The sequence below is a fragment of the Mumia sp. zg.B17 genome (genome assembly GCF_019550915.1).
Taxonomy (GTDB): Bacteria; Actinomycetota; Actinomycetes; order Propionibacteriales; family Nocardioidaceae; genus Mumia.
The window spans coordinates 143,510-156,191 of the sequence record NZ_JAHWCI010000005.1 but is presented as its reverse complement, the minus strand read 5'-3'; the positions used below and the strand labels follow the sequence as shown (position 1 = coordinate 156,191).

Sequence of the window (12,682 nt, the reverse complement as noted above, 5' to 3'; positions counted from 1 at the left end):
TCATGGCCGTCCTCGGCCGCCCGCGACGGGCCAAGATTCTCATTCGAACCCTGTCCGCCGCGGGAATAGATCATATATAGTCTGAGCAACGTGACCCACGTCGCACGCCCTAAAGGAGCCCCCGTGAGCCAGAGTCTGAAGTACGTGCAGGAGCACCTCGACGAGTCGGGCCCCACCGACGTCAGCGAGACCTTCGCGACCTGGGCGGCGCTCGTGGAGCGGCTCAAGGCCCGCGTGTCCGAGCGGTTCGCCCTCGAACGCGACCCGTCGTCGGAGGCCCTCGAGGACTTCGGCGGAGAGACCGGGGCCAGGGGCCGCGTCCGCACCTACTCCGGTCCGGAGATCGACTGGATGGTCCACTCGCACATGGAGAACGCGGCTGCCGGCTTCTGCAACGTGCACCTGACGATCTGGCTCGGCCCCCAGGTCAAGGTCCCGCACTTCGGGATGGCGCTGGGCTGCTTCCCGCAGGGATGGGTCTATCTCGACTCCGTCCCCCGCAGCTACCTCGTCACCGACACCGACTCGTTCGACCGCTATTACGAGCCGGTCAACGAGCGGTGGGAGCAGGTCCGCAACGAGAACTCCTTCCTGGAGCCCTTCGTCAGCCGGTCGGCGTTCGTCCGCGCGGGTCTGTCACCGACCGCGTTCTGCTACATGGCGCCCGCCGCCGACGAGATGACGAGCCTCGTCACCGAGCTGGCCGAGGAGCACCTCGATCGCTGGCTCGGCTGGGTCGACCAGGCCGAGACCGTCCCGGTCGAGGAGCAGGCTGCCCTCGCGGCCGACGACGAGGCCATCCGACGCAACATCGCCGAGCGCGACCCGGCCAACGTGATGGGCGACCGCTACTTCGGGGCCGAGACCACCCAGCAGCTCGTCCGCGCGCTGTGGGGCGGCGACCGGGTGCTGCCGCGCGCCCACGAGCACGAGGCACACCGGTCCCGATGAGCCCTGCCGTCCTCGTCCGCGCGGTCCGTACCGCCGTCGGTGTCCCCGGGGCTCCTGCCCCGTACGACACCGCGCACGTCACCGTGCGCTACCCGGCCCTGCCGGCGACGACCACGGCCGAGCGGATGAGCGGCCGCCTCCCGGCGGACCCAGCAGGTGCTCCGTACCCGCTGGCCGTCATCCTCTCCGGCGTCAACGTCGCCGCCGACGCGTACTCGTGGTTGGCGGTGCGGCTCGTCGAGGCCGGCTTCGTCGCGGTCACCTATGACTGGGTCGCGGAGCTCTTCCCCGGCAAGGACGGTCCCGCAGACGTCGGGCTCACCCCCGGCGTCGATCTCGCCACCGTCGGCCCGCAGACCTACGGGAGCGGTCCGACGACCCCGGCGCTGCGTCCGGTGCTCGACGCCGTCGCCGCGCTCGGGGAGGCAGGACCGCTCGCGGGCCTCCTGGACGTCGACACCGTCGCCCTGTTCGGCCACTCGGCCGGTGGCACCGTCGCGCTCCAGTCGGCGAGCCCTCGGTGGTTCCCCGAGGTGCGCGCCGTCGTCACCTACGGCGCGCACACGATGGCGTCGCAGATGCTCGGCCACCCGCCGCGCACCCTGCTGCCGGCACCGGTCGAGGCCCCCGTGATGCTGCTGGCCGGCACGGCGGACGGTGTCGTCGCCGCCAGCGCCGTCCGGTACGGCGAGGAGCCCGGCGCGCCTACGCACGACCCGGTGACCGCCACCTGGGAGCGGGCGCTCCCGTCGACGACCGAGGCGTGGCTCGTCCACCTCGCGGGCGCATCGCACATGCTCGCCGCCCATCCCCACGATCCGACCACCGCACGCGGGTTCCTCGAGGACCCGCCGACCGGCGACGACGCCGCACGACGCGACGCGCTCGCCACCACCGTCACCTCGTTCCTCCGCGCCAGCCTGCGCGGGGATGCCGAGGCGAAGAACGCCCTGGAGCTGCTGGCGGAGCAGCCCTGCCCGGAGATCGCCGAGATCCGGCGACGCTAGGAGGAGACCCGCGATGTTCAAGAATTTCTGGTACGCCGTCGATTTCAGTGAGGACCTCCCGGCGGGGCAGCCCAAGAAGGTGAAGCTCCTCGGGCAGCAGCTCGTCATCTATCGCAAGTCCAGCGACAACAGCGTGGTCGCGATGTCGGACCTCTGCGTGCACCGCGGTGCCGCGCTGTCCGGTGGCGAGATCAAGGACGACTGCCTCGTCTGCCCGTACCACGGCTGGGAGTACGAGCCCGACGGCTCGGTGCGCAAGATCCCCGCGCACCCCGACAAGGGCATCCCTCGCAAGGCGCGCATCGACTCCTACCCCGTTCAGGAGAAGCACCGCTTCATCTGGATCTACATGGGTGACCTGCCCGAGGCCGAGCGTCCGCCGCTGCCCGACTGGTCCGCCATCGACGACACCGAGACCTATCGTGCGGTGACCGGCAGCTTCCTCTGGAAGTCCAACTACGAGCGCATCCTCGAGAACGGCGTCGACGTCGCGCACACGCCGTTCGTGCACGGCGGTGTCTTCGGCAACCGCGAGAAGCCGGAGGTCCCCGACTTCGAGGTCGAGGAGTCCGAGTGGCACTGCAAGGTGTCGGTGAAGCTCAACCCGCCGCGCTCCAAGGGCATCTGGGGGATGATCAACCCCAACAAGCAGGACCTCAAGAACCGCCCGCCGGTCCCGGTGTCGACCACGTGGTGGCTGCCCAACATGATCCTCCTCGAGATCGACACGCCCATGGGTGCGCTCAAGATCTTCGACGTGAACATCCCGATCGACGAGGAGACCACGCTCGTCAAGTTCATCGCCCTGCGCACGTTCTTCAAGGGCAAGTGGGCCGACCGTGACGCCCGACGCCGGGTGTTCAAGGTCCTGTACGAGGACGAGGCCGTCGTCAACGCGGTCCGACCCGAGCTGCTCCCGTTCGACCTGTCGGCCGAGCTGCACGTCAAGAGCGACTACAACGCCGTGCTCTACCGCCGTCGGCGCCAGGAGCTCATCGACAGGGGCTGGTCGGTCGAGGGCAACACGATCGTCGGCGAGGGGCCGGCCCGGGTGGAGGCGCGCGTGATCCCGTCGCCCATCCGCAAGGAGGTCCCCGAGCTGGCGTCGGCGTGGAACTTCAAGGAGGTCCGCAGCAAGGAGCTGCTCGGCAAGCGCGTCGAGCGCGAGGCGCGCGGCGACGTCCCCCGCACCGACACCAACGGCACGACCGAGTCGACCGATCAGACCCGTGGAGAAGAGGTCCCCGCATGAGCACCACCGAGTCCGAGGCCCCGGTCAGCCTGCCCGAAGGCCTGTGCCGCCGTACCTGGGAGCGCATCGTCACCGAGCGCCGCCTGGTCGAGGTCACCGCCGACGACGGGTCGGCCCTGCGGACGCTCACCTCGCCGATGACGCCCGAGCCGGTGGGACAGGTGCGGGTCTTCGTCTCCGAGGACGAGGCCGAGCCGGTCGCCAAGCTCGTCTACGTCGGCCTCGCCGTCGAGATGATCGGTCTCGACAGCCACATGGTGTTCGCGTTCACCCGCGGCGGTTCGCCGATCCCGCACTTCACGCTCGACTCCGTGCAGGGTCAGGGCACGTACGCGTTCCACCTGGACCTCATCCCTCGGGCCGACCTGGGCACCCACCTCCCGTACCTCGACTGGGCCTACGAGCCGCTGACGGAGACGTACGAGGAGGTGTCGACCTGGTCGGGCCTGAGCAAGGCGGCGATCGGCCCCCGGCAGAACGCGATGATGTCGCCGTGGATGCTGGTCAACCGTGCGGATGCGGACGCCTTCGTGGCGATCGAGAGTGCGGTCACCACCTACCTCGAGCACTGGTTCGGGCTGCTCGACGCCGAGGTGCCGTCCGAGGTGCTGGCCGACGTCGAGGACACCGACCTGGTGGCCCGTGACGCCCGCAGCCGGGCCCTGGTCTTCAGCCCCGAGGTCGACAAGGTCTGGGCGCAGATCTCGCGCCTCATCGGCGAGGAGTCGGCCGAGGACGTGCGGACGCACCTGCTCGACAACGAGGTGCGCGCGTGACGGCGACCGCCGATCCCGAGGTAGGAGCCGACACCACCAGCGAGTGGCAGCAGCGCATCGAGGGGGAGTGGCACGGCCGGCCGTCGCTGTTCGACGCCCAGGGCAACCACGTCGGCTACGAGCACGTGGTCCGCGCGAGCGTCGTCGAGGACGGCGTCTCCCGCTACTGGATGCGCACGAACCTCGAGGGCAGCGGCGCGCTGCGCAACCGCTTCGAGCTCGGCGCGGACTTCGACTTCGGCATCGTCGACTCCGACCAGAACCGCGTCTACTGCGGTCCCGACTTCTACGGGACGGGTCAGCCGTACGGCTTCTTCGTCGAGGCGAACTACTACTCGCCCGGCTGGCAGGCGGACCTGCGGACCTGGAACCAGGTGCTGCCCGACGGCGTGACTCAGGTCTACTCGTCGGTCCTCCACGACGGATGGGCCGTCTGTGCGGTCTTCAACGGCGTCTACAAGCGCACGCTGGACCACGAGACGAACCCTGAGACCCAGACGTTCGTCGACGAATGGATCGCCGCCGAGACCCGTCGCGGGTCCATCCCTCAGGTCCTCCCCACCAAGGAGGCGGGCGCCTGGACAGGCAGCCTCTCGGTCGAGGACGCCGCGACGCAGACGACCGTCGGCCAGACCGACGTACGCATCGACCACGAGCCGCTCTCTCTCCTGCGCGCCCGCCAGCGGGTCACGTGGGAGGGCGCGCTCGACCGCTCCTACACCCTGGAGCGCTACCGCGACGGTGCGCGGGTGCAGTACGACGGGCCGGACGTCTTCGGCAACGCGGTCTCGTACGGCCGGGCGCTCTTCACCACGCAGCACCTCATGGGGGCTGACGCGCGCGGGGTCGAGAAGATCCGCGGTCGTGAGTTCCTCCTCGACCCGCAGACGCGAGAGCTCTCGATCGTGTGGCAGCTGCTCAGCGGTGAGCGGACGACGCACTTCGTCCACGGACTGCTGACCTGGGAGCCTGCGACGTGAGCGCCTCCCGGGTGGTCGTCGTGACCGGCGGCACTCGAGGCATCGGCCTCGGGCTCGCCGGCCAGCTCCTCGAGCGGGGCTGCCGTGTGGTCGTCTGCGGCCGGTCGTCGGCAGCGGTCGACACCGCCGTCGCCGAGCTCGGCGCCGTCGGTGGTGACCGCGTGAGCGGGATCGCCGCCGACGTCACCGACCGGGAGTCCCTGCAGAAGCTGTGGGACCACACGACCGAGACGTTCGGCCGGGTGGACGTGTGGATCAACAACGCCGGCGTCTCCGCGCCCCGCCGTCCGTTGCCGGAGATCCCCGCGGCTTCGGTCGAGAGCGTGATCCGTACCAATCTCGTCGGTGCCATCAACGGCAGCGCCGTCGCGCTCGCCGGATTGTCGGCCCAGGCCGGCGGCGGATGGATCTGGAACATGGAGGGCTTCGGCTCCGACGGCCAGCTCCAACCCGGCATGGCGGTCTACGGGGCGAGCAAGCGCGCGGTCACCTACCTCACCGCCGCGATGGTCAAGGAGGCGAAGGGCACCGACGTCCGAGTCGGCTACCTGTCGCCCGGCATCGTCGCGACCGATCTGCTCGTCGACGACTACGACGGCCAGCCCGAGGCGTTCGAGAAGGCGCGCAAGATCTTCAACATCCTCGGTGACCGGGTCGAGACCGTCACCCCGTGGCTGGCCGACCACGTGCTCGCCGCGAGCAAGAACGGGACAAGGGTCGCCTGGCTGACCCGGTCGAAGGCGATGGGCCGGTTCCTCACCGCCGGCTTCCGCTCACGGGACATCTTCGCGACCGACGAGTCCCCGGCCACGAGCACGGGAGCGGTGGCCTGATGGCGATCGATCCGTGCACCGAGTACGGCCTGGCGCTGGCGATCGAGGACTTCGTGCCGGTGCTGCTCGCCGGCGCGGGCCTGGTCGTCCTGGCGAACGCGCTCGGCAAGGCGATTCCCGCCGTACGGGTGGGCGCACTTCTGGGTGGTCTCGTCGTCACTGCGGGCGGCCTCGGCAAGGCGGTCTGGAAGCTGCTCGTCGCAGGCCCCTGCGTGGAGATCCCCTTCCTCGAGCAGATGCTCTTCCCCTGCCTGGCGATCGGGTTCTCCGCGATCGCCTGGGCACTGGCCAGCGTGTACGTCGGCAAGGTCGTGTCCTGGGCGCCGTTCGCCCTCGTGCCCTTCGTCGGTGCATGCATCTCCGGCGCCGCGCGCAACCTCACCCCGATGCTCGCCATCGCCGCCCTCTCCGCGGTCGCGGTCGGAGCCATGGCCTCGGCGCTCGCCCGTCGCCACGACGACCAGCTCGGACGCTGGCTGTTCATCTTCTACCTCGTCGGAACCCTCGTGCTCCCTCCGCTCGCCGCTCGGCCGAACCAGACCGAGGCCTTGCAGTGGATCGAGCAGCTCACGAACTCCGGCGTCCAGCTCTGCTTCCTCATCGGCGCGCTCCGCCTGAGCAGGCGGCTCCCGCACGCCGAGCGTCCCTCCGTCCCCGAAGGAGCCTCCCTCTCATGACCGACCGCCTCGGCTACCGCCGCAAGTTCGGTGTGATCGCCCCGAGCACCAACACGATCGTCCAGCCCGAGTTCGACATGATGCGCGTCCCCGGTGTCACGTCGCACTACGGACGGATCCTCATCCGAGACGGCCGTATCGCCGACGACGAGGGCATGCAGAACCTGCTCGTCCAGATCCGTGCCGCGATGGCCGACTGCGTCGAGGGCGTCGTGACGATGGAGCCCGACTACATGGTCATGGGCATGAGCGCCGAGACCTTCTGGGACGGCGTCGAGGGCAACCGCCAGTTCGTCCAGCAGATCCAGGACCTCTCGGGCGGGCTCGGCGTCGCCACCGGCGCCGAGGCCTGCGAGCGCGCGCTCCAGCTCTACGGTGCCAGGAAGATCGGCATCGTCACGCCGTACACCCCGATCGGTGACGAGAACGTCCGGAAGTTCTTCACCGAACTCGGCTTCGAGGTCGACAAGATCAAGGGCCTCAGCTGCGAGAGCGCCGTCGCGATCGCGCACGTCAGCGAGCAGACGCTGCGTGAGGCGATCATCGAGGTGGACGGACCCGACGTCGACGCGATCGTCCAGTGCGGAACGAACCTCTGCATGACCGAGCTGGCCGACGAGGCCGAGCGTTGGCTGGGCAAGCCGGTCATCGCGATCAACGCCGCCACCTGGTGGATGGCGCTGCGCGAGAACGGCATCGAGGACAAGCTCCACGGCTTCGGGTCGTTGCTGCGCGACCACTGACCACCCCCCGTCTCCGTGCAGGGCCGTGTTCCCCCGGCCCGGCTCTGCACGGTCTGCACCGTCCACGTCTCCGCCGCCCGCGCCTCCGGCCGGGCGGCGGAGACGTGCTGTGCCGGGCGTGCTGTGCCGGGCACTGAGACGGTTCCTGGAATCGCGAGACAGTGTTCCAGTTCGGAGGTTACGGTTCCCCCACCCCGGACTCGCCGCCGACCGTGCCCGCCGTCTGCTCGGGCTCGAGGGTGATCTGGTCGAACGGCAGCAGCGGTTCCACCTCAGGGAACACCACGAGGAACAAGATGAGGACGACCCCCACGAACAGGGCCACGGCGATCAGCGCCTTCACGGCCGTGGGCCCGGGAAGGATCCGCCACAGGGCTGCGTACACGTCAGGCCTCCGATCCGGAGCGGGTCTCGACGAGGTGTCCGTGCACGATGAGGCGCTCGCTGGAGCCCCATCGGGGATGGCAGGTCACGATGGTCAGCCGGGCCTTTCGGGCTCTGGCCGCGGGCTTGCCCGGGACGGGGAGCAGGATGTCGACCGCGGTCGGTGCGACGATCTCGGTGCGGTCGACGACGTAGGTGTAGGTGTCTCCGACCGCCTCGACGACCACGGTGTCGCCCTTGCGGACGCGGTCGATGTGCGCGAACGGCTCACCGTGGGTGGCGCGGTGACCGGCAACGCCGAAGTTGCCGACCTGACCCGGCTGCGCCGTCTCGGGGAAGTGTCCGGGACCACGCGCGAGCTGCTCGTCCGACACGCCTTCCACCACGACCCACGACCAGTCGTCGCCGAGCCGGGGGATCCTCATGACGGCGATACCCGACCCTCGTGGGGGAGCGACCTTGGCCGGCTCGGCGGGCACGTTCGAGCTCGGTGTGGAGGCGGCGGCCTCGACTTGGCTCTCGAAGTCGTCTCGCAGGTCGACCTGTGCGGCCGCGGTCTGCACATCGCTCCAGACCACGAGGTAGACGGCGAAGAGCAGCACGACCACGCCACCGGTGACCAGCAGCTCCGCGCCGGAGCGCACCACGGTGCCGGCCACCCTCGCGGACTGGCTCATCACGGACCTGCGCATCAAAATCCTCTCGGATATATCATTGACAATATCGTCTGCGTGGTTGAGCCTATCCCTACTTGCACTCCCGATGTGTGCAATGCAGTGGACAGGACTGCGACTCAGGTCGGGCCCCTCGGGGCCCCCTACCCGAAGAAGGAGCGCGGGTAGATGAGATCTAAGAAACGCGTCGTGGCCCTGCTGGCTGGAGCCAGCATGCTTGCGACGACAGCAGTCACCGTGGGCGCCACCTCGGCGTCCGCGGCGACCCCGTCAGGCGGGTGTTGGGTCTACTCCGTGGCGGCTGGTGCCGCCCTCGAGGACACCTCGACGACGGGCAACCTCTCCAGCTCGCTGGCGGCGTGGGGCAACAATGCTGACTACACCCTCACCACCAGTGGCGGGAGCACGGTCGGCAGCTCACGCAACTTCACGCTGACCTTCAACACCGGACCGACCAACGGCGGTCCGGCGGCGTCCGGCACGGTCTACTACTACTTCTCGGTCAACGGCGTGAACCTGCCGGTGGTCCAGAAGGGGTTCTCCGCGCCGGGCTTCGGTCCGATCCCCGGGGACACGGTCCAGGGCTCGTTCCCGGTCACCAGCTCGGGGACCAACACCCTGAAGCTTCGCAAGGTGATCTACGACATCCCCGACTACACGCTGCGCGTCCAGTGCAACGGGCAGGCGGGCGGAGTGGCGAACGGGGTCAACCCGGCCACCACGCCGGTCGACACCAACATCAGCGCGAGCTTCTCGGCGGTCGGCCCATCGGCCTCCATCACGGGGATCAGCAACCAGGTCGTCACCAACGCGGCACGCAAGAACGACGTGATCAGCTTCGGCGTCACGAACTTCTCAGCGGCCGGCACCGGTACGGCCGAGCTCTGCAACACCAGCGGGACCAGCTGCGACGCGACGTCCTCGACGCTCTCGATCGCGGGCGACGGCACGGGCTCGGGCACCCTCGCGGTGTCCGCCACGCCGACGACCGGGGCGCGGTCCCTGAAGGTCACCTCCGGCGGTGAGACGAGCCTGACCCCGATCACCATCCTGGGCAACGTCACCGTCTCGACGAACGTCACCGGTGGTGGCGCCGGCACGGTCGTCACCGTCACGGGCTCCAACTGGGACCCGAACCAGCCGGTGAGCGTCAGCGGCACCAAGAGCGGTCCGCCGTTCCCGCCGCCGGCCTCGTCCGACCCGGCTGTCACGACGACCGCCGACTCCGCGGGCAACATCTCGGCCACGTTCATCGTGAACGATTCCGGGACTGCCTACATCGGTGCGAGTCGCATCCACGCGCCCGGCCCCCCGCCGGTCGCCATCTTCGCCTCGCAGGCGTTCACCTTCTCCGGTGACACCTGCACGGCGAAGCAGGGAGCGGCGACCACGGGCAGCTGCTCGCTGCTCGAGACGCTCGACCTGACGGTCGTCGCGGGCGACCTGAAGATGTCGAAGGACGCAGGAAACGTTCTGATGTCGGGCGTCTCGCTCGACGGTACGGACCAGACCTCGACCGGCGATCTCAAGGACGTCACGGTGAAGGACTACCGCGGAGGTTCCCTCGGGTGGTCGCTCGTCGGTCGCTTCTCGGGCCTCAACGGTCCCGCGAAGCCGAGCGGCGGCAACTTCACCATCGCTCCGAACGCCCTGACCTGGACGCCGAAGTGCGCCGCCCAGAGCAACACCGACGACACCGTCGTCGCGGGCGCATCGGCATCGTTCGCCGATGCCTCGACCGACCTGCCGCTGTGCGCGGTGGCGACGTCGGGTCTCGGTGCCGACGGGACCAGCGGAGGCGACGCTGTCGCCGACGCCGGGCTCTCGCTCGAGGTCGGAGCCAGCCAGGCGGCCGGTACCTACACCGGCCTCCTCACGTTGACGCTGTCGTGAGTCCGCTCTCGACACGTCATCTGTCATGACACGCACCACGTAGCACCGGTCCGGGTGGATGCCGCTCTCGCGGCACCCACCCGGATCGCCACGTCCCCCTTCGGCGAGGAGTGCCGACCGATGATCCGAACCAAGCACCTGGCGGGTGCCCTGATCGCCTTCGTCATGCTCGCCGTGGCGACGGCCGTCGTGCCGTCGCCGGTGCATGCTGCGGACAACGGCGCCTGGTCGGTCACGCCCACCCCCGGCTCCGAGTCGTCGCCGACGCCTCGCAGCTACTTCGTTCTCGAAGGCGCTCCCGGCGCGACGCTCACCGACAAGGTGCGGATCCGCAACTACACGAAGCGGGCGCTGACCTTCTCGCTCTACGGAGCCGACGGCTACAACACCGAGCAGGGCGGTTTCTTCGCGCTGCGGACGCTCGACCGTCCGCAGGTCGACGTCGGTGCCTGGGTGAAGCTTCCCGTCCAACAGGTCAAAGTCGCGCGCCGGACCCAGGTGGACGTCCCGATCACCATCCAGATCCCTGCCAACGCGACCCCCGGCGACCACGTGGGTGGCATCGTCGCCCTCAACGGTGCCATCGAGGGCTCGGCCGAGTCCGGCGGACTCGACGTCGGCATCAAGCGCGCGGTCGCCGCACGCCTCTACCTCCGCGTGAGTGGTCCGACGACCCCCGCACTCGAGGTCAGTGACGTCCAGCTCGACCACGACCGTGGACTCTTCCCCTGGTCGGGGTCCGGCAAGGGCCGCGTGACCTACACCGTCGAGAACACCGGCAACCTGCGGCTGTCGCCGGCGAGCGTGATCACTGTCTCCGGCCTGGGGGGCCGCGAGCTCGACGAGGTGGAGACCGCAGCCGTGGTCGATCTCCTCCCGGGTCAGACCGCGAAGCTGAGCGCCGACGTCGCGGGCATCGGCTCTGCCGACCGGGTGTCGGTCGACGTCACCCTCGCGACGCCGGAGGGCGTCCGCGACGAGAGGTCGACCAACGCCTGGATCGTCCCCTGGCCGCTCGTCGTGATTCTCCTGCTCGCCCTCGCCGGCGCCCTGTGGTGGTGGCTGAGACGACGGGCCGAGCGACGGCGAGCCTTCGAAGCCGTCGCGACCGCCCCCACGCTTACGATCGGGAGCAGCCGGTGAGGACAGCACGAAAGCTCGGGATCCTGCTGGCACTGCTGGCGACGCTGACGTTCGCCGGTGGTTTCTGGGCGCCGACCCAGGCCGCGGACGAGCCGGCGAGCGGTCTCTCCGCCACGGTCTCTCCGGGCACCGCCGGGTACGCCGACCGGGTGAAGGTCAAGGGCGTCGGCTGGCCGGCGATGACGCAGGTGCAGGCCGTGGTCTGCGGCGACCTCGCGATCGGCGGGTCGTCTGCCTGTGACCAGGGCACCGCCGTCCTCGGGGTCGCCAACGTCGACGGTGAGGTGGATCTCGACCTCGTCGTCGGCAACCCGCCGCGACCCTGCCCGTGCGTCGTCCGGCTCGCCTCGTACACCGGGCCGGCGCTCGCCGTGGACTCGCCGCTCGTGATCACCGGACACCCGACGGGGACGCCCCCGACACCCGTGCTGCCGTTGCCGAACCTCCACGTGAAGGAGGTCAGGCTCGAGGGCAGCGGCGGGTTCTGGGGCCTCTTCGGGGCCGCTCCCGCCCGCAAGCTGGTCGTGACCATCGAGAACCGCGGCACCGCGCCGGCCGTCAACCCGCCGATCAAGATCGGCGTCGGCCAGTCGGCGGAGACCGAGCCGACCGTGGGGGTCGGCCGTGACCTGACGATCCAGCCCCTCCAGAGCAGTCGTCTGGAGATGAACGTCGAGCTGCCGTTCGCCGCGTTCGGCACCTACCACGTGGTCGGGTCCGTCGGCGAGGGCGATCTCGGGACGACGTTCGAGACCACGTGGGGCGCCTACCCCTGGGCACTGATCGCCTTCACCATCATGTGCGCGGCACTGCTCGCCCTCGGGATCTACGTGCGCCTGAAGGCGGCTCAGGAACGCAGGAAGGCCCGGATGCCGGGGGAGTCCGCCGCGGCGCTGGCGAGCAAGCCGTACGGCCTCCCGGACGTGGTGTACGTGGAGTCGCTGGGCGGCTTCCTCGTGAGCCCGAAGGCCGTCGGCAAGACGCGTCTCATCAACCGCCTCGACGGCCGCCTCGAGGGTCCTGACCTGGTGGCGCTGCTCGGCGACCCCGGCTTGGCCTCGCAGACCCACGTCCTCTCCGGCACGGCTGCCGACGGGGGAGGGGGCGGTGCAGCGGTGGTGGACCTGCCGTCGCTGGACGCGTGGCTGACTCGACGTGACCCGTCGGGGGCGCCTTCCGGTGACGATCCGGCGGCTCCGGTCTCCGCGGACGCCGTCGTCGACGTCGACGCGGTCGATACCTGGCTGGCGCACCGAGAGGGCAAACGCTCTTCTCAGACCACCTAATATCGTATATTCTAGCGACTCAACGTAGGCGGGCTGGAGGGCTGATGCGGCACCAGAAAGACCCTGTGGGCGGACCGGATCGA

General features: G+C 69.7%; 13 protein-coding genes. 11 read left to right on the top strand and 2 right to left on the bottom strand.

Annotated elements, in window-relative coordinates; translation table 11 throughout:
- Window positions 1–123 precede the first annotated feature (123 nt).
- From KV097_RS06390 to KV097_RS06355, 8 genes are read left to right on the top strand one after another with little or no spacing between them, the layout of a single operon-like run.
- A complete protein-coding gene (locus tag KV097_RS06390) occupies window positions 124–951 on the top strand; it encodes a hypothetical protein (RefSeq protein ID WP_220346911.1) in 828 nt (275 codons plus the stop codon).
- Entirely contained in the window at window positions 948–1,958 is a 1,011-nt protein-coding gene (locus KV097_RS06385) for a hypothetical protein (protein ID WP_220341253.1), read from the top strand. The genes KV097_RS06390 and KV097_RS06385 overlap by 4 nt, the downstream gene beginning before the upstream one ends.
- A gap of 13 nt (window positions 1,959–1,971) precedes the next feature.
- Window positions 1,972–3,210: an aromatic ring-hydroxylating dioxygenase subunit alpha gene (locus tag KV097_RS06380; RefSeq protein ID WP_220341254.1), complete on the top strand. Its 1,239-nt coding sequence runs from the start codon at window positions 1,972–1,974 to the stop codon at window positions 3,208–3,210.
- Window positions 3,207–3,986, top strand: coding sequence for a hypothetical protein (locus KV097_RS06375; protein ID WP_220341255.1), 780 nt, complete (start codon window positions 3,207–3,209; stop codon window positions 3,984–3,986). Before KV097_RS06380 ends, KV097_RS06375 begins: the two co-directional genes overlap by 4 nt.
- Window positions 3,983–4,966: a hypothetical protein gene (locus KV097_RS06370; RefSeq protein WP_220365400.1), complete on the top strand. Its 984-nt coding sequence runs from the start codon at window positions 3,983–3,985 to the stop codon at window positions 4,964–4,966. Before KV097_RS06375 ends, KV097_RS06370 begins: the two co-directional genes overlap by 4 nt.
- Window positions 4,963–5,799, top strand: coding sequence for an SDR family oxidoreductase (locus KV097_RS06365; protein WP_220346913.1), 837 nt, complete (start codon window positions 4,963–4,965; stop codon window positions 5,797–5,799). The genes KV097_RS06370 and KV097_RS06365 overlap by 4 nt, the downstream gene beginning before the upstream one ends.
- Complete coding sequence (locus tag KV097_RS06360) at window positions 5,799–6,476, top strand: hypothetical protein (RefSeq protein WP_220365399.1); 678 nt, start codon at window positions 5,799–5,801, stop codon at window positions 6,474–6,476. The genes KV097_RS06365 and KV097_RS06360 overlap by 1 nt, the downstream gene beginning before the upstream one ends.
- Window positions 6,473–7,219, top strand: coding sequence for a hypothetical protein (locus KV097_RS06355; protein ID WP_220346915.1), 747 nt, complete (start codon window positions 6,473–6,475; stop codon window positions 7,217–7,219). The genes KV097_RS06360 and KV097_RS06355 overlap by 4 nt, the downstream gene beginning before the upstream one ends.
- 178 nt (window positions 7,220–7,397) lie before the next feature.
- Here KV097_RS06355 and KV097_RS06350 read toward each other — a convergent pair whose 3' ends face one another.
- A complete protein-coding gene (locus tag KV097_RS06350) occupies window positions 7,398–7,604 on the bottom strand; it encodes a hypothetical protein (protein WP_220341260.1) in 207 nt (68 codons plus the stop codon).
- Between the two features lies 1 nt (window position 7,605).
- Window positions 7,606–8,295, bottom strand: coding sequence for a class E sortase (locus KV097_RS06345; RefSeq protein ID WP_220365398.1), 690 nt, complete (start codon window positions 8,293–8,295; stop codon window positions 7,606–7,608).
- A 150-nt stretch (window positions 8,296–8,445) separates the two neighbouring features.
- Between KV097_RS06345 and KV097_RS06340 the strand changes: the two genes are divergently transcribed.
- The 3 genes from KV097_RS06340 (at window position 8,446) to KV097_RS06330 (ending at window position 12,599) form a co-directional block, all read left to right on the top strand.
- Window positions 8,446–10,170 carry a hypothetical protein gene (locus KV097_RS06340; protein WP_220365397.1) on the top strand — a complete coding sequence of 575 codons (1,725 nt, stop codon included), beginning with the start codon at window positions 8,446–8,448 and terminating at the stop codon, window positions 10,168–10,170.
- A gap of 120 nt (window positions 10,171–10,290) precedes the next feature.
- Window positions 10,291–11,313: a WxL protein peptidoglycan domain-containing protein gene (locus KV097_RS06335; RefSeq protein ID WP_220365396.1), complete on the top strand. Its 1,023-nt coding sequence runs from the start codon at window positions 10,291–10,293 to the stop codon at window positions 11,311–11,313.
- Window positions 11,310–12,599 (top strand): hypothetical protein, encoded by a 1,290-nt coding sequence (locus KV097_RS06330; RefSeq protein WP_220365395.1) that lies wholly within the window; start codon window positions 11,310–11,312, stop codon window positions 12,597–12,599. The genes KV097_RS06335 and KV097_RS06330 overlap by 4 nt, the downstream gene beginning before the upstream one ends.
- The last annotated feature ends 83 nt before the right edge of the window (window positions 12,600–12,682 follow it).